The organism is Streptomyces sp. NPDC048338 (assembly GCF_043201055.1).
Lineage (GTDB): Bacteria > Actinomycetota > Actinomycetes > Streptomycetales > Streptomycetaceae > Streptomyces.
Genome location: NZ_JBICYQ010000002.1, coordinates 465,898 through 487,090 on the forward strand (window position 1 = coordinate 465,898; position 21,193 = coordinate 487,090).

Annotated in this window: 22 protein-coding genes and 1 pseudogene; 14 read left to right on the top strand and 9 right to left on the bottom strand. The window is 70.5% G+C overall.

Going from position 1 to position 21,193, the window contains the following annotated elements; genetic code table 11:
• Positions 1–95: 95 nt before the first annotated feature.
• Positions 96–950 (bottom strand): universal stress protein, encoded by an 855-nt coding sequence (locus ACGFZF_RS06670; protein ID WP_393551476.1) that lies wholly within the window; start codon positions 948–950, stop codon positions 96–98.
• A 14-nt stretch (positions 951–964) separates the two neighbouring features.
• Positions 965–1,636 (bottom strand): CBS domain-containing protein, encoded by a 672-nt coding sequence (locus tag ACGFZF_RS06675; protein ID WP_393551478.1) that lies wholly within the window; start codon positions 1,634–1,636, stop codon positions 965–967.
• Positions 1,637–2,128: 492 nt separating this feature from the next.
• Here ACGFZF_RS06675 and ACGFZF_RS06680 point away from each other — a divergent pair, with 492 nt between their 5' ends.
• The 9 genes from ACGFZF_RS06680 (at position 2,129) to ACGFZF_RS06720 (ending at position 10,247) form a co-directional block, all read left to right on the top strand.
• Positions 2,129–3,037 carry a universal stress protein gene (locus ACGFZF_RS06680; RefSeq protein ID WP_393551480.1) on the top strand — a complete coding sequence of 303 codons (909 nt, stop codon included), beginning with the start codon at positions 2,129–2,131 and terminating at the stop codon, positions 3,035–3,037.
• 35 nt (positions 3,038–3,072) lie between these two features.
• Complete coding sequence (locus ACGFZF_RS06685; RefSeq protein ID WP_393551483.1) at positions 3,073–3,747, top strand: helix-turn-helix domain-containing protein; 675 nt, start codon at positions 3,073–3,075, stop codon at positions 3,745–3,747.
• Positions 3,748–3,969: 222 nt separating this feature from the next.
• Complete coding sequence (locus ACGFZF_RS06690) at positions 3,970–4,881, top strand: universal stress protein (RefSeq protein ID WP_393551485.1); 912 nt, start codon at positions 3,970–3,972, stop codon at positions 4,879–4,881.
• Position 4,882: 1 nt separating this feature from the next.
• A complete protein-coding gene (locus ACGFZF_RS06695; protein ID WP_393551487.1) occupies positions 4,883–5,800 on the top strand; it encodes a universal stress protein in 918 nt (305 codons plus the stop codon).
• A 247-nt stretch (positions 5,801–6,047) separates the two neighbouring features.
• Positions 6,048–6,482 carry an Hsp20/alpha crystallin family protein gene (locus tag ACGFZF_RS06700; RefSeq protein ID WP_393551489.1) on the top strand — a complete coding sequence of 145 codons (435 nt, stop codon included), beginning with the start codon at positions 6,048–6,050 and terminating at the stop codon, positions 6,480–6,482.
• A 12-nt stretch (positions 6,483–6,494) separates the two neighbouring features.
• Positions 6,495–6,998, top strand: a complete 504-nt coding sequence (locus ACGFZF_RS06705) for a flavodoxin domain-containing protein (protein WP_393551491.1) — start codon at positions 6,495–6,497, stop codon at positions 6,996–6,998.
• 208 nt (positions 6,999–7,206) lie between these two features.
• The gene (locus ACGFZF_RS06710; RefSeq protein ID WP_393551493.1) at positions 7,207–8,067 is read left to right on the top strand and encodes a universal stress protein; all 861 of its coding nucleotides are present in this window, start codon (positions 7,207–7,209) and stop codon (positions 8,065–8,067) included.
• A gap of 8 nt (positions 8,068–8,075) precedes the next feature.
• On the top strand, positions 8,076–8,438 hold the full coding sequence (locus tag ACGFZF_RS06715) for a hypothetical protein (protein ID WP_393551495.1): 363 nt from the start codon (positions 8,076–8,078) through the stop codon (positions 8,436–8,438).
• Between the two features lie 78 nt (positions 8,439–8,516).
• Positions 8,517–10,247, top strand: a complete 1,731-nt coding sequence (locus ACGFZF_RS06720) for a GAF domain-containing protein (RefSeq protein ID WP_393551497.1) — start codon at positions 8,517–8,519, stop codon at positions 10,245–10,247.
• Positions 10,248–10,252: 5 nt separating this feature from the next.
• Here ACGFZF_RS06720 and ACGFZF_RS06725 read toward each other — a convergent pair.
• Positions 10,253–10,601, bottom strand: a pseudogene (locus tag ACGFZF_RS06725) (LuxR C-terminal-related transcriptional regulator); the annotation flags it as partial.
• A 172-nt stretch (positions 10,602–10,773) separates the two neighbouring features.
• Here ACGFZF_RS06725 and ACGFZF_RS06730 point away from each other — a divergent pair.
• The 4 genes from ACGFZF_RS06730 to ACGFZF_RS06745 all read left to right on the top strand — a co-directional run bounded on the left by ACGFZF_RS06730 (position 10,774) and on the right by ACGFZF_RS06745 (position 13,912).
• Positions 10,774–11,472, top strand: coding sequence for an NADPH-dependent F420 reductase (locus ACGFZF_RS06730; RefSeq protein ID WP_393551498.1), 699 nt, complete (start codon positions 10,774–10,776; stop codon positions 11,470–11,472).
• 149 nt (positions 11,473–11,621) lie between these two features.
• Positions 11,622–12,215: a TetR/AcrR family transcriptional regulator gene (locus tag ACGFZF_RS06735; RefSeq protein WP_393551500.1), complete on the top strand. Its 594-nt coding sequence runs from the start codon at positions 11,622–11,624 to the stop codon at positions 12,213–12,215.
• 326 nt (positions 12,216–12,541) lie between these two features.
• On the top strand, positions 12,542–13,066 hold the full coding sequence (locus ACGFZF_RS06740) for a DinB family protein (protein WP_393551502.1): 525 nt from the start codon (positions 12,542–12,544) through the stop codon (positions 13,064–13,066).
• 345 nt (positions 13,067–13,411) lie between these two features.
• The gene (locus ACGFZF_RS06745) at positions 13,412–13,912 is read left to right on the top strand and encodes a MarR family winged helix-turn-helix transcriptional regulator (protein WP_393551806.1); all 501 of its coding nucleotides are present in this window, start codon (positions 13,412–13,414) and stop codon (positions 13,910–13,912) included.
• 21 nt (positions 13,913–13,933) lie between these two features.
• On the opposite strand, the gene ACGFZF_RS06750 is transcribed toward ACGFZF_RS06745, so the two are convergent.
• The 6 genes from ACGFZF_RS06750 to ACGFZF_RS06775 all read right to left on the bottom strand — a co-directional run bounded on the left by ACGFZF_RS06750 (position 13,934) and on the right by ACGFZF_RS06775 (position 19,795).
• Entirely contained in the window at positions 13,934–15,724 is a 1,791-nt protein-coding gene (locus ACGFZF_RS06750; protein ID WP_393551504.1) for a PP2C family protein-serine/threonine phosphatase, read from the bottom strand.
• Positions 15,721–16,767 (bottom strand): SpoIIE family protein phosphatase, encoded by a 1,047-nt coding sequence (locus ACGFZF_RS06755; RefSeq protein ID WP_393551506.1) that lies wholly within the window; start codon positions 16,765–16,767, stop codon positions 15,721–15,723. Before ACGFZF_RS06755 ends, ACGFZF_RS06750 begins: the two co-directional genes overlap by 4 nt.
• On the bottom strand, positions 16,764–17,213 hold the full coding sequence (locus ACGFZF_RS06760; RefSeq protein WP_393551508.1) for an ATP-binding protein: 450 nt from the start codon (positions 17,211–17,213) through the stop codon (positions 16,764–16,766). Before ACGFZF_RS06760 ends, ACGFZF_RS06755 begins: the two co-directional genes overlap by 4 nt.
• Positions 17,210–17,623 (bottom strand): STAS domain-containing protein, encoded by a 414-nt coding sequence (locus ACGFZF_RS06765; RefSeq protein WP_393551510.1) that lies wholly within the window; start codon positions 17,621–17,623, stop codon positions 17,210–17,212. The genes ACGFZF_RS06760 and ACGFZF_RS06765 overlap by 4 nt, the downstream gene beginning before the upstream one ends.
• A complete protein-coding gene (locus ACGFZF_RS06770) occupies positions 17,620–18,510 on the bottom strand; it encodes an STAS domain-containing protein (protein WP_393551512.1) in 891 nt (296 codons plus the stop codon). Before ACGFZF_RS06770 ends, ACGFZF_RS06765 begins: the two co-directional genes overlap by 4 nt.
• A gap of 124 nt (positions 18,511–18,634) precedes the next feature.
• Complete coding sequence (locus ACGFZF_RS06775; protein WP_393551514.1) at positions 18,635–19,795, bottom strand: PP2C family protein-serine/threonine phosphatase; 1,161 nt, start codon at positions 19,793–19,795, stop codon at positions 18,635–18,637.
• A 198-nt stretch (positions 19,796–19,993) separates the two neighbouring features.
• On the opposite strand from ACGFZF_RS06775, the gene ACGFZF_RS06780 reads away from it, so the two are divergent.
• Complete coding sequence (locus ACGFZF_RS06780) at positions 19,994–20,428, top strand: MarR family winged helix-turn-helix transcriptional regulator (RefSeq protein WP_393551516.1); 435 nt, start codon at positions 19,994–19,996, stop codon at positions 20,426–20,428.
• Positions 20,429–21,193 lie beyond the last annotated feature (765 nt).

Genomic DNA, 21,193 nt, shown 5'->3' on the forward strand with positions numbered 1-21,193 from the left:
GGGTGTCTTCACGGTGGCGACCTCCTGGAGCGTCCGACCGGCGAGCACGGTCTTGTCGGCGGTCTGTGCGGCGAGGTACCGGCTGGGCCGGGGAGTCAGGTGTGCGGAACGAGGGCGACAGGGGCGTGGGCGTGGTGGAGGACGGCGTGGGCCACGCTGCCGAGAGAGGTGCCCAGCGCGGAGCGGCGGGCGTGACGGCCCACCACCAGCAGGGGCGAGCCTGCGGCCGCCTGCACGAGTTCCCGGCCGGGGGAGCCGATCACCACGGCGCCGGTGGCGGGCACCTCGGGGTACTTCGCGTGCCAGGTGGCCAGGAGGTCGTCCAGCGAACGCTGGATCTCCGGGGCGACGGAGAGACGGACGTCGGGGACGACGGCGGGTCCGAGGTTGCCGAGGAGCGAGAGCTGCTGAGCGTAGAGGACACGCACCCCGCTGTGGCGCAGGGCCGCTTCGTCGAATGCGAACCCCAGGAGGGTGTCGGCGGGGTGGCGCAGGTCGACGCCCACGACCACGGGACCGCCAAGGGCCGGGATTCCTTTCGCCCGCACCAGGACCGTGGGGCGTCCGGTCCGGCCGGCGACGGTCATGCCGACCGAGCCGACCAGGTAGCCGGCCATGCCGCTCATCGCGCGGGATCCCAGGACCAGGAGCTCGGCGTCCTCGGCTGCGGCGACGAGGCTGCTCACCGGCTCCGCGGGAAGCAGGGCGGTCGTGACCGCAAGGGCTGGATGGTGTTTCCGCAGCCCGGTCGCGGTGCGCTCGAGCAGGTCCTCGGCCCAGGACTCGATCGGCCGGCGTGACGACAGCGGCAGAAGGGCTTCGGGTGAGGGCTCCCGTACGTGCACCAGATGCACGCCGGTGCCGCGCAGCTCAGCCTCTTGTGCCGCCCATCGCGCGGCGGCGTCCGCCTGCTCCGTGCCGTCCAGGCCGACCACGATGTGTCGCGTCATGATCGGTCACCTCCTCATCCGGGGTGGGTGGCCATGTCGCTGTCGTACCTGAGACGGGTCGTGGAGACCGAGACCACGCCGTCCACGGTCGTGCACAGTCGCTCGACTGCCGACACCTGGCGACGGTCCGGCAGAGTGCCACGGAGTTCCACCCGCCCGTCCCGCACGTCGACGGTGAGGGCGGACGGGGCGAACCGGAGTGTCCCGGCGAGCACGTCGTCGACGATCTCTGTGCGGATGTCCTCGTCGTCTCGGAGGAAGACCGCCAGCAGATCGGCACGACTCACGACACCGACCACCCGGTCCTCGCCATCAGCCACGACGAGCCGCTTGACGCCTTGCACCTCCATCATTCGCGCTGCCTCCGTGACGGTCCACTCGGGCCGGGCGCACACAGCGGGCGCCGACATGAGCTCCTCGGCCCGGGCGCCCTCGGCCTTCGCTCGTTCCCAGCGCTCCATGGACGGCACCGGAGGCAGATCACCTGGCGGGGCGGACCGGTCAGCCGCTTTTCGCAGCAGGTCTCCCTCCGACACCACGCCCATCACATGGCCCGCGCTGTCCACCACCGGCAGAGCGGACACACGGTGCTGAGTGAGCAGCCGGGCGATCTCCTTGAACGGGGTCTCCCCGCGAACGCTCACCACGTCACGGGTCATGAACTCGCTGATTCGACGGTGACGCATCGCGTCTGTCCTTTCAGATGCAGCGATCCAGGAACGAGCGCCTGACGACCGTCCTCGGTTCCGATGCGCTCATGGCGGACGAGATCCGGGGTCGTCACACGGCGTCGACGGGAGACCGCGCCTTCCGCGCGCCCCGCTTGTCATCCAAGGAGAGGGTGTCGCCCGGCTCGGGTGGGCGACAAGGGCCGAACGGGGCACTGCAGGGTCCGGACAGCTCACGTGACGAGCGTCGTCAGTCGGGTGCCCTCCGTGAGCTGACGCCGGCCGACGGTGTGGGCTCGTACGGGACGGGGGATGGCGGCGCACCCGTGACCTGGAGCGGCGCTCCGCAGTACGACGTTTCAGGTTCGTTCTGACGCCGCGATCCCGCATCGGACGTCGCCGCCGGGTCCGGGCGGGCCGGGTACGGGACCGACCGGCCCTACCCGTGCCCGCCCGCCCGGTGCGAGCGTGGCAGCAGGCTCTCACACGACCCGGAAGGCGGCGGGGACGATGGAATCGCCCGTGGTGGTAGGAGTCGACGGATCGGATGCCAGCCTCACGGCATCGGACTGGGCCGTCGACGAGGCCGTTCGGCATGGCCTTCCCCTACGCGTGATGCACGCCTCCCTGTGGGAACGATACGAGGGGGTCGCGCCCGCCTGGACGACGGAACGGCCTTCGGGGCAGGTCCTCGCCGAGAACATCGTCGCCACTGCGGCCGAACGCGCCCGGCTTCGGGCACCCCGGCTCAAAGTCTCCACCGACGTCCTGGCCGAGGACGCGACCAGCATGCTCCTCAAGGCAGGACACGATGCCGCGGTCGTGGTCGTCGGATCGCATGGGCGTGGCGCGGTTGCCGACCTCCTCCTCGGATCCGTCGGTCTCGTCGTCGCCGCCCGTGCCCCCTGCCCGGTCATCATCGTGCGCGGCGACCGATACGCTCTGGAAGCACGTCACGAGCGGGTCCTGCTCGGTGTGGGCGAGCACGACGCCGACGCACCGGCCATCCGGTTCGCCTTCCACGAGGCAGCGGTACGAGGCGCGGAACTCGACGTGGTCCACGTCTGGCGGCGTCCGGGCCACGAAGCGGTTGAGCACCCGCTGTTCACCGGAGACGGCGGAGCACGCACCACGGAGCAACGGGCATCGGCACTGCTGCACGACACACTCGACGCGATGGTGCGGGAGCACCCGGATGTGCCCCTGCGCAGGACCCTCATCGAGGGGCACCCCCACCGTGTGCTGACCGAGCGCTCTGCCGCCGCCGACCTGCTGGTCGTCGGGGCGCGGCGGCGTGAGGCGCTGGTCGGCCTCCAACTGGGCAGGGTCGCCCATCGCGCTCTGCACCGTGCTTCGTGTCCGGTCGCCGTCGTCCCCCAGCAGCGTCCACAGACGGTGGTCACGAAAGGAGACCGGTGATGAACAGGGCTGGTGATCAACACGCTCAGCACGCCATGAGCGACCTCGGCCGTCGAGTCGCGGCCCGGCGCGAGCAACTCGGACTGTCCTGGGAAGAGCTGGCTGAACGGGCCGGTTCCACGCCCAGCTACATCGCCTACGTGGAGCAGCAACTGCCCACGCCCGGCATCGAAGTTCTGGTCCGGCTGGCGAGCGCTCTCGACACCACTGTCCAGGACCTCGCCGGCTACACGGCCGAACTCCCCGCCGGGGCGGCCCGGGCAGCACGAGGCGCACGCATGGAGGAGCTCGACGAAGCGGAATGCTGGGCACTGCTCGGCGGCCATGGTGTCGGACGCGTCGCTTTCGACCGGCCCGACGGGCCCGTGGTATTCCCGGTGAACTACCAGGTCGTCGAGGGGAAGCTGACGTTCCTGACGGCAGCGGGTTCGCTTCTCTCGAACGCCTCCGCCACGGGTACGGAGGTCGCGTTCGAGCAGGACCGTCTGGATGAGGCCTTCAGCCAGGGCTGGAGTGTCCTGGTCGTCGGGCCGACCCGGACGATCGAGGAGGACGCTGCCGCCGCGCGGCTGCGGGCCGCCGTGCACTCCCCGCCATGGACAGGGGACCGGCAGGGCGCGGTCGTGACCCTTCTCCCGCGCAGGGTGACCGGCCGCCGCATCCTGGCCCCGGGCGCTCCCGGGACGCCCCCGGAGGGCGACGCCGCGTGATCAGACGCAGGTCGCCTCAGGGCGGCTGCACCGTTGACGACCGCTTGGGCGAGAAAACCGAGACGGGTACCTCGTCGGACAAGCCCCCCGGAGTCTCGGCCTGATGCCGCCTGTCCTGCGCCGGCAGGACCGGGCAGGTCTCGATCGGGGCCGAACGGCCTATGTCAGGACCGGCCGCCTCGATGCCAGCGTAGGAAGTGGGACCGCCTCGGAGGAGGAACCATGACCAGTGAAACCGTCGACCGGCCGGAACTCGGCGACATCATCGCCGGGGTCGACGGGTCGCCCTCCGCGCGGACCGCCGCCCTCTGGGCGGCGGCCGAAGCCGGCCACCGTCACCGTCCCCTGCACCTCGTCCACGCGGCCGACACCGACCGACGCGCCCTCTACACCACCGCCGAGACGATCCAGTCGGTACGCGAAGCGGGGCGTGACCTGCTCGAGGAGACGGCGAAAGCCGTACGGGAACGCTTCCCGGACCTCACTGTCACCAAGGAACTCGGTCGCCAGGAACCGATCGCCGGCCTCCGAGCGTCCGCGGGCATCCGCGGCACCCTCGTCGTGGGACACCGAGGGCTCGGCGGCTTCTCGACTCTCATGCTCGGCTCCATCGGTCTTGGCGTCGCCGCCCGAGCCGAGGTACCCGTGATCGTCGTTCGCGGGGAGGCCGAGCGTCCGGAGACGGGCTCGGTGACTGCCGCGGTCCACGGCGCCGACGACCTCGCATGGCTGCTGCTGGCCGCCGCCGAGGCCGACGCCCGCAAGGCGGTGCTCCGCGTCGTCAACGTCTGGAACGTACTCACCCATGTCGGCAGCGTCGTCACCATGCTCGACGACCTCGAGGACATCGCCCAGCGGCGCGTGGACGAGGTGAAGGACCTTGCCAACCGCGTCCGTGAGGTCTACCCGGGGCTCATCGTCGGGCACCACGTGGAGACGGGAACCAGCGTTCCGGGCATTCTCGTCGAGGCGAGCGACCGCACCGACCTGCTGGTGATGGGGCGCGGCCGTCGCCCACTGGGCGTCGGCCCCTCCCTGGGCCGGGTCGCCCACACTCTCATCCACCACGCCCACTGCCCGGTGGAGATCGTCCCGCTCACCTTCCCTGCCCGCGCGACACGACCGACCCCATGACATGAACGACATCCTGGCCGGAATCGACCCCCTCGACCTGTCCGTCACGGCCCTGGCGTGGGCCGCCGACGAAGCCATGCGCAGAGGGTCGCGACTGCGACTGCTCGCCGCCCTGCCACCCGTCCACGACAGGCTCCCCTACGACGCCATCGCCCACACCAGGGCCCTCAGGGTCCGTGCCCGAACCGTACTCAGCAATGCCCAGGACATCGTGCGCAAACTGCAGCCGTCCCTGTCGACCGTCACGGAGCTCGTCGACGGCCAGCCGGCCGCGGTGCTGCGGGATGGAACCGCTGACGCCGTGCTCGTCGTCGTGGGCTCGCGCGGCCTCAGCCGGGTCGGCGAAGTCCTCAGCGAGAGCTCGGTGAGCCTGCCCCTCACGGCGCGCGCCGACTGCCCCGTCGTCGTCGTCCGAGCCCCCGCGCACATCACCACATACCCACCGTCCCTCGTCGTGGGCGTGGACGGCAGTCCATCCTGCCAGGCAGCACTCGCGCTTGCCGTCGCGGAGGCAAGCCTGCGCCGGGCGCACCTGCGGGCCATCTGGGTATGGCCCCGCCCCGTCCTCCCACATGAAAATGCCGCTGAGGGCCTCACCCAGCGGCGAAGACTGCTCGCCCAGTCGGTGGCGGAATGGTCGGCCCGCTACCCGGACGTGGAGATCGTCCAGGATGTCCTGCGAGGGCATCCGGTCGAGCAGCTACGCCTGGCCTCGCGGTCCGCCCTTGCCCTGGTCGTCGGCCGCAGAGGGCGCGGCGGGTACACGGGCATGAGGCTCGGCTCGACGGTTCGCGGACTGCTTCACCACGCGGAATGTCCGTTGATCACGGTGCCTCCGTCCCCGCAACCCGAACTGTTCGAACCCCCGGGGCGGCGTGAAGAGCCGCGCTTCCGCACGGATGGCCAAGTCTGCATCTGAACCGCCCGCCGAACGGTCATCCCCGTCCGCGGCCAGGGGAGGCGGACTGGTTCGTCGACACTGCCCCACCCCGCGGTCACGGGGCCGATCGGCCCATCCCCGCCACGGTCCACTCGGCCCTGCCAGGCGCCCCCGATGGGCACTGAGCCGACGAGGGCCCGGGCGCGAAAGTAGAGGTGGAGGCCGAACCGGCTTCGGAATCGGAGGTTCCGGCAACGCTCGAGTGCGGTACATCGAGGAGAGAACGATGAGCGGCAACAGGGTGGAACGCAGGCACAGCTTGATCCCGGACTTCAGCGACTGGTTCGACAGGGAGTTTCCGGGCCTTCCGGGGTGGCGCCCCGCAGGCGCAGCTCACTCCATTCCGGTGGAGGTGACCAGCGGCGAGAGCTCCTATGTGCTGCGAGCTCAGCTGCCCGGGATGGATGTCGAGGACATCACGGTCACCGTGGACGACAACCTGCTCACCGTGGCTGCGGAGCACAGGGAGAGCGAGGAGGACAAGGACCACTCGGAGTTCCGCTACGGATCCTTCCGGCGCACCGTGCGCCTCCCGGACGCGATCCCCGGTGACGACGTCGACGCTTCGTACACGGACGGCATCCACACCATCCGTGTCCCCATGCCGGTGGAGGAATCCGCGAGCGTTCGCACGATTCCTGTGAAGCGCGGCGGCGAATGAGGGGGTCATGCCATGAGCGCACAACGTGTCCTCGTCGCCTACGGCAGCAAGGCAGGTGCGACCGCGGGAATTGCGGAGGAGATCAGCCGAACGCTCCAAGCGGACGGCTTCGACACGGTCGTCCTGCCGGCCGACGTCGTCACCGACGTCAGCGGTTACGACGCCGTGGTGCTCGGCGGCGCCCTCTACGCCGGCCACTGGACCGGCAAGGCCCGCAGGTGCGCCCGCCGCAATGCCAAGCAGCTTCGTGAACGGCCCGTGTGGCTGTTCAGCAGCGGCCCCATCGACAGCTCGGCCGAGCAGCACGAGATTCCGCCCGTGCGTGGGGTCGCCCGCCGGATGGAAAAGCTGGGCGCGCGAGGGCACATGACCTTCGGCGGAGCGGTGACCGCCGAGACATCCGACCCGGTCGCTCGCGCCATGGTGAGTCGTGGCAAGGGCGGAGACTTCCGCAATCCCGAACGGATCCGGACCTGGGCGCACCACATCGGCTCCGAACTCGAAGCAGCCCGCTGACTCCACCGGTCGCGTGACGTACCACCCGGCGGAGGTGCGACATGGGCGCACCGTGACGATCACAGTGGACGACGACGGAGCCCCGGCACGTGCCCCGGGCAGCACCGCCGGCAGGGCCTTCGCGACGGCACCACGCCAGGCCCGCCCCTACACACCAACTGCCCGCAGAGAGCATCCTCCGGCGGGGCTCCGGACAGGGGAGCACACCATGACCAACGTGACGGAACACCGTGACCTCGTCGTCGGCGTCGATCCCGTCAGGTCCGAACACCTACCCCTGGCATGGGCTCTCGACGAGGCACATCGCCGTCGCCTGCGGCTGCGCCTCGTGGTGGGCGTGCCACCCCAGCACGACACACAGCACGTCGACGGCACTCCTCGACGCCAGGCACAGACGCTGGCGGGAAAGGAGGCACTGCACTCGGCCCTGGCATGGATCCACGCACAACAGCCCCGCATCGGCGTCACCACAGAGCTTCTCGACGGATTCCCGGCACAGGTGCTCGCCGACCTGTCCCGGCAAGCGTCGCTGGTGGTTCTCGGCTCCAGGCGCCTCAACCGCGCGGAGGAGTTCCTCAGCGCGGCGTCCCTCGTCGTCCCCGTCACCGCCCGGGCTCGCTGCCCGGTCGTCGTGGTGGGCGACAGCGAGCACGTCACCCAGGATCCGCCGTACCTCGTCGTCGGCGTCGACGGAAGCGAGTCCTCCCGAGCCGCGCTGGCGTTCGCATTCGAGGAAGCCGGCCTCCGGCGCTGCACGCTGCGTGCCATCGCTGTGTGGCAGCCGCCCGTGTTCAGCCTGCACGCCGGAGACACGCTGCTCCATGCCGAGCGCCGGCTGCTCTCCGAGACGACCGCCGGATGGGCCGGCAAGTACCCCGACGTCAGGCTCACCCACGAGGTGCTCATCGGCTCACCCGTCGAGATCCTCGCGGAGGCCGCCGAGCATGCCCTCGCCGTGATCGCCGGTCGCCGGGGCCGCGGCGGATACACCGGCATGCGGGTCGGCTCCGTGGTCCACGGCCTGCTGCACCGTGCCCACTGCCCGGTGATCACCGTGCCCTTCGAGTAGCGCGCGGGGTGCGGCGCGGAGGCGTCGTCCGTGACCTGCCTGCGGCGGCTGTGGTTCCGGGAGACGCCCTGTCCCGGGGGAGGGGACATCGTCGCCGCCGACGCGGGGCTCACCGAGGCATCCGCCCTCTTGCTGGACGAGCCGAGCTCACCGGTGGATCCGTGGCCGTCGACAAGGGCACAGGAGCCGCGCCGAGCGCGGGCACGACCGTGGTGAGAGGGAGAGGTTCGGCCACTGTCACGGCGACGGATGCCTCCAGTGCGCTCGGTCGCATCGCGGGTGCCGGGGCTGCGAGCCCGCTGTATCGCTCTCGGCGGCGCCCTGGTGGGCTTCGCGACGGCGCGCACGAGGCGAACGGCTTTTCACCCTAAGTCCTGATATAAACGGGCAATGTTTCCGGCGCATCGTGAAAGCGTGCACGTCGAAGCCGAGCGAACACGGAGGCTGTGATGGCCCAGGGCGACCCTGGACCGGCGAAGAGCGGCGTTCTGCAGTTGGAGCTGGACGAACTACTGGACGCGCTTCAGGCGCACATCGATCGGGTCCGGGGTGCAAGGGACCGGCTCGACGGGCTCCTGGAAGCCGTCATGTCGGTCGGCCGCGAGCTCGACCTGGCGCATGTGCTCCATGGCATCGTCGAAGCGGCCGTGTCGTTGGTGGACGCCGAGTACGGTGCTCTGGGAGTCATCGGCGACGACCGCAAGTTCTCCGAGTTCCTCCCCGTCGGTATCGACGACGACCTACGCAGGGAAATCGGTGCACTCCCCATGGGACACGGCATCCTGGGCGAGCTCATCCGCCACCCTGAGCCCCTGCGTCTCTCCGAACTCTCAGAGCACCCTGCTTCGTACGGCTTCCCACCGCATCACCCGCCGATGCATTCATTCCTGGGCGTTCCGATCCGGGTCCGCAACAAGGTGTTCGGCAACCTCTACCTCACCGAAAAGCGAGGCGGCGCCGACTTCGACACCGAAGACGAGGCCGTCGTCACCACACTGGCCGTCGCGGCCGGCATCGCGATCGAGAACGCCAGACTCTACGAGGAGGGCAGGCTGCGTCAGCACTGGCTGGCGGCGAGTTCCGACCTCACCAACGCCCTGCTCTCGGGAACCGAGGAGACCGAGGTCCTCGACGGGATGCTCGAGCAGGCCGTGTCCATCGCGGATGCCGATATCGGGGTCTTCTACCTGGTCGGGAAGGCAGGCGAGCTGAGGGGCTCACTGGCGCGAGGTGAGGGGGCCGCCGCCCATCGGGGCGTCGTGCTGCCCAGCAGCGAGGGCACGCTGGCCGCAGCCGCCATGGAGAAAGAGGGCCTGATCATCGTGGCAGATGTCCAGAACGATGAGCGGGTCACGGTGCAGCCCGAACGCTGGCAGGGCTTCGGCCCGGCGGTGGCCGTGACGGTCGGTACGAAGGAGCGGCTCAGCGGGGTGCTGATCCTCGCTCGACGCCATGGAGGAGCGCCCTTCACCGGCGCCGACATCCAAGCTCTGCCCACCTTCGCCGGGCAGTCCGCCCTCGCTCTGGAACTTGGCGAGCGTCGCCGCGACGCCGAACTGGTGAGCCTCCTGAAGGACCGGGAACGCATCGCCCGTGACCTGCACGACCTGGCAATCCAGCGCTTGTTCGCCACGGGGATGACCCTGCAGAGCGCCCGCCGGTTCGTCGATCACCCGGAGGCGGTCGATCGCTTGACCCGGGCCATCGACGACCTGGACGACACCATCAAGATCATCCGATCGACGATCTTCGGTCTTCGGGAACACGAAGGCCTCGCATCCACCCCGAAACTGCGCCACCGCATTGTCAAAGCCGTCGATGCGGCCGCCGCCACGCTTGGCTTCACTCCCGCCCTGCGCATGGAGGGTCTGCTCGACACGGACGTCCCGGCCGACATCGCCGACGAGGTGATCGCGGTCGTCGGCGAGGCTCTCACCAACGTGGCCCGCCATGCGAAGGCCCTTCACGCGGCGGTCACCGTCGTCGCCGAGGGCGGCGTCCTCGCTGTGACGGTGGGCGACGACGGCATCGGCATCCGATCGGGCGGGCCTCGCAGCGGCTTGCGCAACCTGTCCGAACGAGCCGAGGCGCTGGGTGGCGACCTCTCCGTGACAGCCCGGCCGCAGCCGGGGGGCACGGTCCTCGAATGGCGCGTACCCCTGCTGCCCGACTGGGAATGAGCGAGTCACCTCTCCTCGACGTCGTGCTCGTGGACCTGTGCGGCGATCACAGCTGCCTGCACCCGGCGCTGCACGCCCAGCTTGCCGAGAAGCCGCGAGATATGGATCTTCACCGTCTTCTCCGGCAGACAGAGCCGCTGGGCGATCTGCCGGTTCGTGAGCCCCTGACCGATCAGCTCGAGCCGACCGCTCCTGCTCGGACAGCTGAGCGAGGCGCTCGTCCTCCGGCGGCGTCGCTACCTCCGGGGCGCGAAGGGAGTGCATCAGCCGCGCCGTGGTGGCCGGGTCGAGCATCGACTGCCCCGCGGCCACGGGCCGGACCGCCCGTCCGCCTGCCCCGGCGAGCAGCCCGTCAGGATGTCGATGGCGCCGGGCCCGATGGGCGGCGCGTCAACCAGGCGAAGGAGCCGCATCCGAGGAGACTTCGGTACCCATTTGAAATACCGAACCACTCGGTTTACTTTTGTGGAGGGTCGCCGCGCAGGAGCAGTCGCGACGACGACTACCTCCACCGGAAGGGGCACCCATGCGCTACGCAGTTCTCGGCACCGGCGTCGTCGGTCGTACCATCGCCGCCAGACTCACCTCCCTGGGCCACGAGGTCGCCCTCGGCACCCGCACCCCCGAAGCCACCCTCGGCCGAGCCGAACCCGACGCCTACGGCAACCCGCCCGTAGCCCAGTGGCTGGAAGAGCATGACCAGGTCCAGCTCCTGGCGTTCGCAGAAGCCGCGGCCTTCGGCGACGCGGTGGTGAACACCACGGCGGGCGCCGCCTCACTCCAGGCTCTGGAGGCCGCAGGACGCGACAACCTGGCCGGCAAGACACTCATCGACATCGCCAACCCGCTGGACTTCTCCCAGGGGATGCCGCCCTCGCTGAATCCGGTCGACACCGACAGTCTCGGCGAGCAGATTCAGAGATCCTTTCCCGAGGCCAGGGTCGTCAAGACACTCAACACGATGAACGCCCGGATCATGGTCGAACCGTCCCGGGTGGCCGGGACGCACAACGTCTTCCTCTCCGGAGACGACGGCGACGCCAAGAAGGCCGTGACCGACCTCCTGGTGTCCTTCGGGTGGCCGGTGCACGACATCATCGACCTGGGCGACATCACCACCGCCCGCGGTACCGAGATGCTGCTCCCGATCTGGCTGCGCCTGTGGGGCACACTCGGCCACGCCGACTTCAACTTCCACATCCAGGGTGCCCGCGCAACCTCCTGATCCCGAGTCCGGTGACCGGAGCGCAGGTTCCGACACCAGGAGAACGCCCTGGCCCGTCCCGCCGTGACGAGGGAAGGTGTCGGCCGCCTCGGCCGTCTCGGGCGGGAGCCGCGATCGATCGACACGGTCTTCCTGGGAGAATGCTCGACATGAACACCGCAAAAGGGGCTGGACGGCCGCGCTCCGCGGAGAAGGACGAGGCCATCCTCCGTGCCGCGCTCGAACTGCTGGCGACTCACGGATACACCCGCATGAGCCTGAGTCAAGTCGCCGCCGCGGCCCAGGTCAGCAAATCCACCATCCATCTGCGCTGGAAGACGAAGGCGGACCTGCTCACCGCGGCGCTGGAGGCCATGCGGATGACGCATGCCGCCGACCCGACCGGCGACACCCGCACAGATCTCGTCTCCATCCTCGACGACTTCGCGAAGACGGTGGAGCGAGTCCGCGGCATGGCCCTCATCGGCACGTGCCTGGCGGAGGAGGCACACACCCCGGAACTGCTCACCCTTCTTCGCGAGCGCACGGTCCTGCCCCGTCGCGCCCTGCTGCGCCGCGTACTCGAACAAGCCCAGGGGCGGGGAGAGATCCCGGAGGAAGCCGAGCTGGAAACAGCGGTCTCCGCCCTGCTCGGCGTCTTCTACGCCGACTTCATGGCCGGAGCTGGGTACCGCCCTGGGTGGGCCGAGCAGGCCGTCGACCTGACCCTGGCCGGGCTGAACGCACCCGCCCCTCTCGGCTAGGTCCTGTCCGGGCGATCTTCTCGGGCCCGCGACGACGGCTGCGGCGTCTCGCGGCGTTGTCGGAGTCGCCCGGGTACGCCCGGTACGAGGGCGATCCTCCGCCTTGCGATACACCACATCCGACGCCGCGGGCCGGTCCTCAAAGATCGCCCGGACAGGACCTAGGTTGCGTATCGGTCGGCAAGGGTGCTGTTCGCCACCCTCATCGTCGTCGGCCGTGCGGCACGTGGGAGCCGCCCGCGAGATCGCAGAACTCCTCGGTGCCTGAATCCACCCCGAGGCGGGAATCGTCGGGGTGGAGGGTCCGGGTGATGAAGGAGACGGCGATGGACCGACAGGCCGTTTTCGCGGACCACGAGCGCGCACGGCAGGCCTTCCACGACCTGATCGACAACGCCACGGAAGCCGACCTCGCCCGCCCCACCAGCGGCACCCGGTGGACCAACGAGCAGCTGCTGTGGCACATGCTCTTCGGCTACATGGTCGTGCGGGTGCTGCTGGCCCTCGTACGCGTCTTCGCGCGGCTGCCCCGCAGTGTCAGCAGAGGCTTCGCCCGGGCGCTGAACGCTTCGACCGGACCGTTCGACCGGGTCAACTACGTCGGCCCGTGCGGGGCGGTGAAGGTCTTCGGGCCACGCTTCACGGGCACCGCGTTCGACCGGGTCATCGACTCCCTGAACCGCCGGCTCGCTGCGGAATCCGAAGCCGACCTGGCCTGCGGCATGCACTTCCCGGTCCGCTGGGACCCGTTCTTCAAGGACTTCATGACCCGTGCCGACATCTACCGCTACTCGACCCGGCACTTCGACTTCCATCGCCGCCAGCTCACCCTGGACGGCGAGCTCGGCTGATCCGCGGGCTCCGACGCGCGAGCAGGACCCCGTCACGCCACACGACGTGGTGTCGGGACGATGCGCTCGCGGATGCCGATGACACGGAGGGTCTGTGCATAGCCGGACCGCAGGGGTTTGGTATTCCCGTGGTGGGACAGGGGGAGTACGTGGGGCGACGGCGACGCCGTGTGACCGGCGCGCGCACGCTGTGCGCCAGTGACGCAGTGGCTCGACCCTGGCCTGGGCACTCGGCCCCGGGCGTATGGTCGAACCCCTCGGAGGATGCCGGTTGCGCTGCGACTCTCCGGGTACAGCGATTGAATGTGGGGTGTTCCCGCACCACCCGGACTCCCTGAAAGCGATGTGTTCGTGGCACTTCCCGGAGGCGATGACCGTGCGACGGGCTCGGGCGACGATCCGAGCGCCGACGCGCACGAGGTCGCCGGCGCGGTGGAGCGGCTTGCTGATCTGTGGGTCGGCGCCGCTCAGGAGGCGACGGTGCGTTTCTCCCCCCACCAGCTGCGCGCACTCCGGGCACTGGAGAGGACGCCGGAAGTGAACGTCACCGGTCTGGCCGAGCGGATGGAGATAGGGCTTCCCACCGCCAGCCGGCTGTGCGACCGGTTGGAGGCCGCCGGCATGCTGGAACGTGTCCTGCACCCGCACAGCCGTCGCGAGGTCCAGTTGAGGCTGACCGGGCAGGGCCGCCGTGCGCTCAGCGACGTGGCCCGACGGCGCACCCAGGCGCTGGCCGGCGTGCTGGCCGCCATGGAATCCGCGGAGCGGTCGGCCTTGATCCGCGGCATGAAGGCCTTCGCCGCCGCCCAGGGCGAAGCGTCCCACCGGGCGCCTCACCCGCCCTGAGGGACCGGGAGCGGCCCGGACCTACCGCGAGCGATCCGGGTCGCCGGACCTGCCGGAGGGCGCGCCGTCCTCACGGACGTACTCCGGCTCTCCGCTCGCGTACGACGTGGTGCGGCACAGGAGGAGGCAGACGTCGTCGTCGCGTTCGTCGTCGTGCACCAAGGGCTTGAGCAGTGCTTCGGCGCACCCTTCGAGGTCCTCGAGCTGGGGTTCGCCCAGTGCCCCCAGGGTCCGGCCGAGCAACTCGATGCCCGGGTCGATGCCGCTGGCCCGCCGTTCCACCAGGCCGTCGGTGTACAGGACGAGCGTCGAACCGGGCGGAAGGTCGACGGCGTGGTCCTCGTACTCGAAGGGAAAGGGCACTCCGAGCATCAACCCGGGTCTGGTGTCCAGGACGCGCACGGCGCCGCCGGGCGCGCGGACGAGCGCCGGCGGGTGTCCGGCGGCCGCCCACACCACGCGGGGGTCGCCGGGCCGGAAGCGGGCGATCACGGCGGTGGCGTAGAGGTTCGGCTGCTGGTGGCGCAGCATGCGGTGCAGGCGGGTGAGGATCCGGGCGGGGCTACCGTCCTCGATCGCGTACGCGCGCAGAGCGGTGCGCAGCTGGCCCATGATGACGGCGGCGCGCAGGCCGTGTCCGGTGACGTCGCCCACCACGGTCAGCAGGCTGCCGTCGGGTTGGGGGAAGGCGTCGTACCAGTCCCCGCCGATGTTGAGTCCTCGCGTGGCGGGGAGGTAGCGCGCGGCCAGGCGCACGCCCTCGGCCGGGGGCAGCTCGGTGAGCTGGGCGCGTTGCAGGGCCTCGGCGGTGTCCCGGTGCTGTTCGTACCGGCGGGCGTTGTCCAGGGCGATGGCGGTCCGACGGGCCAGTTCGACCAGCATCACACTGCTGTCCTCGTCGAACCGGTCGCCGGGCGCGGTCAGGGTGAGCACGCCCGACGTGTGGTGCGTGGTCAGGGGGACGCACAGCAGAGGCCGGTCGGGGGACAGCGCGGAGGGCGGGAGGTCGTCCACGCCGGGAAGGGCACCGGGGTGCGGTCCTGCGTGCTGGGGTCGGTCGCTCCGGGCGGCGGCGACCGCCGCGGCGGAGTGGGCGGAGCCCGCTGCCGCGTCGTCGAAGAGCCAGACGTCGACCTGACTCGCGTACTCCGGCACGAGCAGATCGGGTAGGCACCGCAGGATGTCCTCCTGGTCGAGCGACGCGGTCACGGCAGCGCTGGCGTCGGCGAGGAAGGTGAGCAGGCGTCGTGCCTTCTCCGCCCGCGCGTGTGCGGCTCGTTCGGCGTCGAACAGGTCGCGCTGGGTCCGCGCGGCGGCGTCGAGTTCGGCGTGCAGCGCCAACACGCCCTGGTTGGTCTGGTGCAGTTCCTCGCGGTGCAGGAGGAGCTGTTCCTCCGCTTCGTCCAGCCGGCGCAGGATCGCCGCGGTCTGTGCGTCCGCCGCCAGGACCGCCTCCGCGAGAACCGCGTCGTCCGGCCGCCCCTCAGGCGGGGGAGGGTCCGCCGGAAGGGATCCGGGCGAGACGAGCGCCAGCCGCCACGGCGCGGCGCGGTCGGAGTCGGGTTCGGCCGGGAGGTGCTCCGCGACGAGGCGTACGAGCGGCGGCCTCTCGGACGCGGACGACCGGAGGGTGAAGGCGACTTCCGTACCGCCCTGGGCGAGGCATGCGCGCAGGCGCTCCGTCAGCGCGGTGAGGAAGCGGGCCTGTTCGACGACGGGTGCGCCTGACGCGGCCGTCAGGCGCGCGGCGTAGGTCCGGGCGCGGACGGCTTCCGCGGCCGAGGTGATCGTATGGACGTCCGACAGGTTCACGGGCGCTCCAGCTGCCGCTCGGAGGTCAGGACGGCCACACAGGTGTCGTCGCGGCCGGGGCTGGCGGCGCTGCTCGCGTCCCGGAGGATGGTCGCGGCGATCACGGTCGGCTCGTGGGCCACGAGGGCGGGGTCGTCGGGCGGTACCCACCGGCTGGGCAGTCCGTCGCTGTGCAGGACGAGCAGGCCGTCCGGCGTCCAGGGCAGGTGACGCACGGGTACGGTCGCGGGGAACTGGGCGCCGACGATGCCGGGGTGGGAGACGAGGTGGTCCCAGGAGTCGGCGGCGTGCAGCCTGGCGCCGATGTTGCCGACGCCCGCGAACGCGAGCTCCCCGCTGTCGGTGTCCAGTTGGGCCACGGCGACGGCGGCACCACGGGTGTCCCGCAGCGCCCCGTGCAGGCGGCGCAGGATCTCGGCGGGCGGCAGGTGCCTGACGCGATGCAGTTCGTCGACCGCCGCGGCGGACGCGTGGGCGGCCTTGACCCCGTGACCGAGGCCGTCGGCGAGCATCAGGGTCAGGCGGGAGCCCGACCGGGCGCAGGTCCAGGCGTCCCCGGAGTGTTCGGCATGGGCCAGGGGAATGTTGATGCCTCCGGTCCGGGCGGGCGGCCGGTGCTCCTCCGGCCCGGCGTCCTGGCCGATGCGAGCCACCGCGACGGTGCCGCGCGGGGTGCTGTACACGCCGAACGCGCTGGAGATGCGCCGGCAGGTGCCCAGACCGGCGCCGAGCGACGCCTCGCTCGTGGTGTAGCCGTCGCGCATCGCGGCGGCGACGTCGCAGATGCCGGGACCGTGGTCCAGGGCGACCAGTTGGACCGCCCGGCCCCGGGTCCCCGTTCCCGGGCGCTCGACCAGGTCGACCACCAGGTTGCCGCCCCCGGCGTGCTTGAGCAGGTTGGTCGCCAGCTCGGTGGCCACCAGTGCCGCCACCGCGGTGCGGTGGGCGTCGAGGCCGGCCCGGGAGCCTGCCTCCTCGGCCGCCACCCGGGCGTCCCTCACCCGGGTCGAGTCGTGCACGGGGACGGTCCAGACGCGTGTCATGCGAACCCCGGACGAGCGGTGGGCACGCCGGCGGCCCAGGCCACGAGGGTGACGGCGGTGCCCTCACCGGGCCGGGTGTCGATGGTGAACTCGTCCACCAGCCGCCTGGATCCGCTGAGGCCCAGCCCGAGACCGCCCCCGGTGGTGTATCCGTCCGTCATCGCCAACTCGACGTCGCGGATTCCGGGGCCGGTGTCGACGAAGGACAGCCGCAGCCCACGCGTCGCTCCCTTGGTCATCTGGGTGATCATCGCTTCTCCTCCACCGCCGTGGATCAGGGTGTTCCGGGCCAGTTCGCTGGCCGCAGTGACGATCTTGGTCTGCTGCACGAGCCCGAAACCGAGATCCGCCGCGAACTGCCGCACCTGGTGGCGCACCCACGCCAGGTCCGCGTCCGAGCCGATCGGCAGGATCGTCGCGGTGCCGGGATCGGGGGCCGGCGTCACGAACACCCCGCAGGGGCGCCCGGAACGGCCGCGGGGGCATCGCCCTTGAGCAGGTCGAGGGCGCGCTCGACGTCGAGCGCGGTCACGAGGCCGGGCAGGGTCAGGCCCAGCTCGACCAGCGTGATCGCCACGGCGGGCCGCATGCCGCACAGCACGGTGCGGGCGGCCAGCAGGCGAGCGTTGGCGGCGACTTCCGCGATCGCCCGGCCCAGGAAGGAGTCGACGATCTCGACGCCGGACACGTCGACGATCACGCCACTCGCGCTGCTGCGGGCGACGCGGGACGTGATGTCCTGTCGGAGCTGCTCGACCATCCCGTCGTGCAGCTCCCCCTGGAGGGAGACCAGCAGGACGTCCCCCAGCGCCAGGACCGGCACCACGGGCGGGCCGCCCGGAAGCGAGGCCGTCATCGCGGGGTCGCACCGGCCGCGGGGGAGACCTCGATCCCCTGCCGGGCGAGCGCGTGGGCCAGAGCGTCGGCCAGCGAAGTGCGTGTGATCACCGAACTCAGGTCGATGCCGAGGTGCACGATGGTCTGCGCGATGGCCGGACGGATGCCGGAAACGATGCATTCGGCTCCCATCAGACGGGCCGCGGCGACCGTCTTCATCAGGTGCTGCGCGACGAGCGAGTCGACCGTGGGCACGCCCGTGATGTCCAGGATCGCGTAGCGGGCCCGCTGGTCCACGATGGCGTCCAGCAGCGACTCCATGACCACCTGACTGCGGGCGCTGTCCAACGTGCCTATCAGGGGTACCGCGACGATGCCCTCCCACAGACTGATCACGGGAGTGGCCACCTCCAGCAGCTGCTGCCGCTGCCGCGCGATCAGCTCCTCGCCGGCGTTGACCGTCGTCTCCATGATCACCAGGCTCAGGGTGCCCATCAGGACGGTCAGTGCCATCGCGACGTCCTGCGTTCCCGAGGCCGGCCGGTCGAGGACGTCGCCGCGCAGCGACTCGGAGGCCGTCACCCGCAGGCCGGCGGCCTCCTCCGCGATCTGGGCCGGACTGAATCCACTGCGGGCACGGGAAGCGGCCATGCGGCTCAGCTGCTCTCGGACCGGGTCGAAGCCGGGAGCCGCGATGTCGTCCAGCTGGCCGGTCGAGGCGACGTCGGCCAGTGCGTTCACCACGGTCTTGCACGCCTCCACTGCCTCGTCGCGGGAGATCGTGAACACCGTTCTGAAAAGCGGCGCGTCCGCCCACCGCTGGGCGATCTGTTCGCGACGGCGTTCCAGGAAGCCGCTCAGCTCCCGCGCCGCCGATTCGGCTGCTTCCCGCTTCGACACCTGCATCGTCTCTCCTCAGGACCGGCTGCTGCACCAGGACCGGTACACCTCGACAATTATTGTCACATGACAAGCATTGATTCGGCACGGGTCGCGGGAACGACACACGATGCGCACATTCGGCCTCGGCTCAGCGCCCGCGCCAGTCCAGGCAGACGACCAGGGCGTCGTCCTTCGGGGCCGACCGGCTGCGAAGGCCCGTCAGCTCCCGCAGCACGGCGCGAGGGACCTCGGAGGCGGGCAGCAGGCGGGTGGACGTGATCGCCCGGGCCAGTGCGGCGTCCCCGTACGTCTCGCCCTCGGGCGCCGCCGCCGCGTGCGCCCTGTCGCCGACGAGGATGAGCCGGTCGCCCGGCTCGGCCTGGAAGTCCTGGACCACGTAGTCGGTCTCCTCGAACATCCCCAGCGGAAGCTGTGCCTCGAAGTGGACATGCTCGACCACTCCGTCGCGCAGGCGCAGCAACCGTGGGGATCCGGCGTCCACCACCTTCGCCTGGCCCGTCGAGAGGTCGAAGTCGAACATCAGTACGGCGAGGTGGCGGTGCCCCTGGTAATGGGCGTACACGGCCTGGTCGGCCAGGGCCGCCTGGTTCTCGATGGCGATGCCGGCCCGGCGCGCGTTGCGCAGGGCGTTGATGGCGAGGTTCGTCAGCAGGGAGGCCTCGACGCCCTCGCCCATGCCGTTGGTGACGTAGAGCTGCAGGCGGTCCGCGGTGGAGGACCAGTCGACGTTGTCCCCGAAGAGCGCGTACGCCGGCTCCAACTGCGCGCCGAGGTCGTACTCGCGCCGGGAGCAGGAGCGGCCCGGGAGCAATTGCCACTGCATCTCGGCGGCCAGGGTGAGGCGGTCCTTGCGGCGCGCCTGCAGGTACACGTCCGTGTCGCGCTCGGCCACGACCACCTCGTGCCCCAGTACCTCTGCGATGTCCGCGAGTTCTCCCAGAACGCCGTGTGTCGCCCCGTCGTTCGCCAGCGTGACGGACAACACGCCCAGTCGGTCCCCGCGCACGGTGACCGGCAGGTGGATGCACATGGAGGCGCCGTCCGCCTTCTCGATGAACGGCTCCTGTGCGCCGAAGGCCCGCCCTACAGGGCTGTTGTGCACCGCGACCGGCTGCGCGGTGTCTGGCGGCACCGACACGGGCTGGAGCACGGTGAGGCCGTAGTCGGCCAGGAACAACTCGACGGACTCCGCCGCGTACTCCTCGGAGAGCACGCGTCGCACGGCGTCGAGCAACTCGTGCGGGGCCGCCGTGCGCAAGGCGCGCTCGGCGGTCACAAATCTGTTCACAGTGAAAGAAATACCTATCCTTAGACGGACGAGAATGGATCTTGCTCGGTCGGCTGGCGACTGAGCCGATCCGCACGGATCGTCCGAACTTCTCTTGTCCTCGCCGTCGCCTTGTAGGCTGGCGGCTGTCCTGGTGTCTGCGAGAGTGTGACGGTGACTGTCTTCCGCCCCCGCACAGAACCCGTCGAGGCTGCACGTGTGACCTCGACTGCTGGGGAGTTGCTGGAAGTCCTCTGGGGTCGGGCCTCGACCGCGCCCGCCTCTCCCTCTCAGATGCGCGTTCTGCTCATGATCGAACACCAGGACGGCGTCAACCTGCGCACCCTCGCCGACTCCCTCGCCTCCACGCCTCCGTCCATCAGCCGACTCTGCGACCGACTGGTGGCTGCCGGCTTCGTCGAGCGCGTGATCAGCCCGCTGGACCGGCGCGAGGTGCGGCTCCACCTGAGCGACCAGGGCCGCACCTTCCTCGGCGACCTGCGTGAGCGACGTGAGCAGGAGTTGCGGGCGGTGCTGGACCTGATGCCGGCGGCCAAGCGCACTGCGCTGCTCGAGGGGCTGGAGGCGTTCTGTGACGTGGCGGCGGCGCAGATGCACGGCAGCGCCTCCCCGGCTGAGGACCGGACGGCCTGACCGGCCGTGCGGGCCGCCGGCCGCTCCCGCGGCTCGATGCCCCGTTGGCCGGCGTCTGTAGCGCTCTCCGCCCACCGGAACATGACACATCCCTCCCGTGCAACACGACTCGATTACTTTGTTGCCTCATGGCTATAGTTGTCAAACGACAACAGTTCTGTCTTCTGCTCTCCATTCAGGTCGCGTACCCCGGAATCGCCGCACCGCGTCCGTGTTCCATGTCTCGCAGGCGGCGAACCCGTGCGTGGAGGCGCCCGGTGACTCGGTGGGCCGCCGTTCCTGCGGGGGCGCCCCGTACGTGAAGGGTGGGTGCTGCAGAAGGCCGTGTCTGCCCTGGCCTCGCCGGGTCGAGGTCGGGCGCTGCGGGTGCGGGGGCGAGGGTGACGGCGGGGTGGTCACGGGCGAGGGTCGAGGCCGCGCCCCGGTACAACAGCTGTGCGCTGGCAGGGAATTGCGACTGGCCCAACTCCCTTATGGAATAGGGCTGTTGAACCACTCCGCAATCTTGACGGGGACTCGTCAAGGTCTGAACAATGTGGGCGATCTCCCCGCCCATCTGGAGGACTGTTGACTCACGGCCCCTCTCGCCGCGTCACTCTGCTCGCGGCAGTCGGCAGTGCACTCGCACTGCCCGTCATTCATTCGGGAACTGCACATGCCTCCGCCGTCCCGCTTCCGTCGGGGAGCCAGGAGCCACCCGTCACGAACCCTCGCGAATCCGGAGCGGTCTACGGCTCCGACGCTGCGCGGGGCGCTCATGCCGAG

Bases quoted from the DNA above. Each gene is read 5' to 3' on its own strand.
- ACGFZF_RS06735 (WP_393551500.1), top strand. From the start codon at position 11,622: ATGAACACCGCAAAAGGGGCTGGACGGCCGCGCTCCGCGGAGAAGGAC.
- ACGFZF_RS06700 (WP_393551489.1), top strand. From the start codon at position 6,048: ATGAGCGGCAACAGGGTGGAACGCAGGCACAGCTTGATCCCGGACTTC.
- ACGFZF_RS06770 (WP_393551512.1), bottom strand. From the start codon at position 18,510: ATGCAGGTGTCGAAGCGGGAAGCAGCCGAATCGGCGGCGCGGGAGCTG.
- ACGFZF_RS06695 (WP_393551487.1), top strand. From the start codon at position 4,883: ATGAACGACATCCTGGCCGGAATCGACCCCCTCGACCTGTCCGTCACG.
- ACGFZF_RS06765 (WP_393551510.1), bottom strand. From the start codon at position 17,623: ATGACGGCCTCGCTTCCGGGCGGCCCGCCCGTGGTGCCGGTCCTGGCG.
- ACGFZF_RS06675 (WP_393551478.1), bottom strand. From the start codon at position 1,636: ATGCGTCACCGTCGAATCAGCGAGTTCATGACCCGTGACGTGGTGAGC.
- ACGFZF_RS06690 (WP_393551485.1), top strand. From the start codon at position 3,970: ATGACCAGTGAAACCGTCGACCGGCCGGAACTCGGCGACATCATCGCC.
- ACGFZF_RS06670 (WP_393551476.1), bottom strand. From the start codon at position 950: ATGACGCGACACATCGTGGTCGGCCTGGACGGCACGGAGCAGGCGGAC.
- ACGFZF_RS06710 (WP_393551493.1), top strand. From the start codon at position 7,207: ATGACCAACGTGACGGAACACCGTGACCTCGTCGTCGGCGTCGATCCC.
- ACGFZF_RS06705 (WP_393551491.1), top strand. From the start codon at position 6,495: ATGAGCGCACAACGTGTCCTCGTCGCCTACGGCAGCAAGGCAGGTGCG.
- ACGFZF_RS06720 (WP_393551497.1), top strand. From the start codon at position 8,517: ATGGCCCAGGGCGACCCTGGACCGGCGAAGAGCGGCGTTCTGCAGTTG.
- ACGFZF_RS06740 (WP_393551502.1), top strand. From the start codon at position 12,542: ATGGACCGACAGGCCGTTTTCGCGGACCACGAGCGCGCACGGCAGGCC.
- ACGFZF_RS06755 (WP_393551506.1), bottom strand. From the start codon at position 16,767: ATGACACGCGTCTGGACCGTCCCCGTGCACGACTCGACCCGGGTGAGG.
- ACGFZF_RS06680 (WP_393551480.1), top strand. From the start codon at position 2,129: ATGGAATCGCCCGTGGTGGTAGGAGTCGACGGATCGGATGCCAGCCTC.
- ACGFZF_RS06730 (WP_393551498.1), top strand. From the start codon at position 10,774: ATGCGCTACGCAGTTCTCGGCACCGGCGTCGTCGGTCGTACCATCGCC.
- ACGFZF_RS06685 (WP_393551483.1), top strand. From the start codon at position 3,073: ATGAGCGACCTCGGCCGTCGAGTCGCGGCCCGGCGCGAGCAACTCGGA.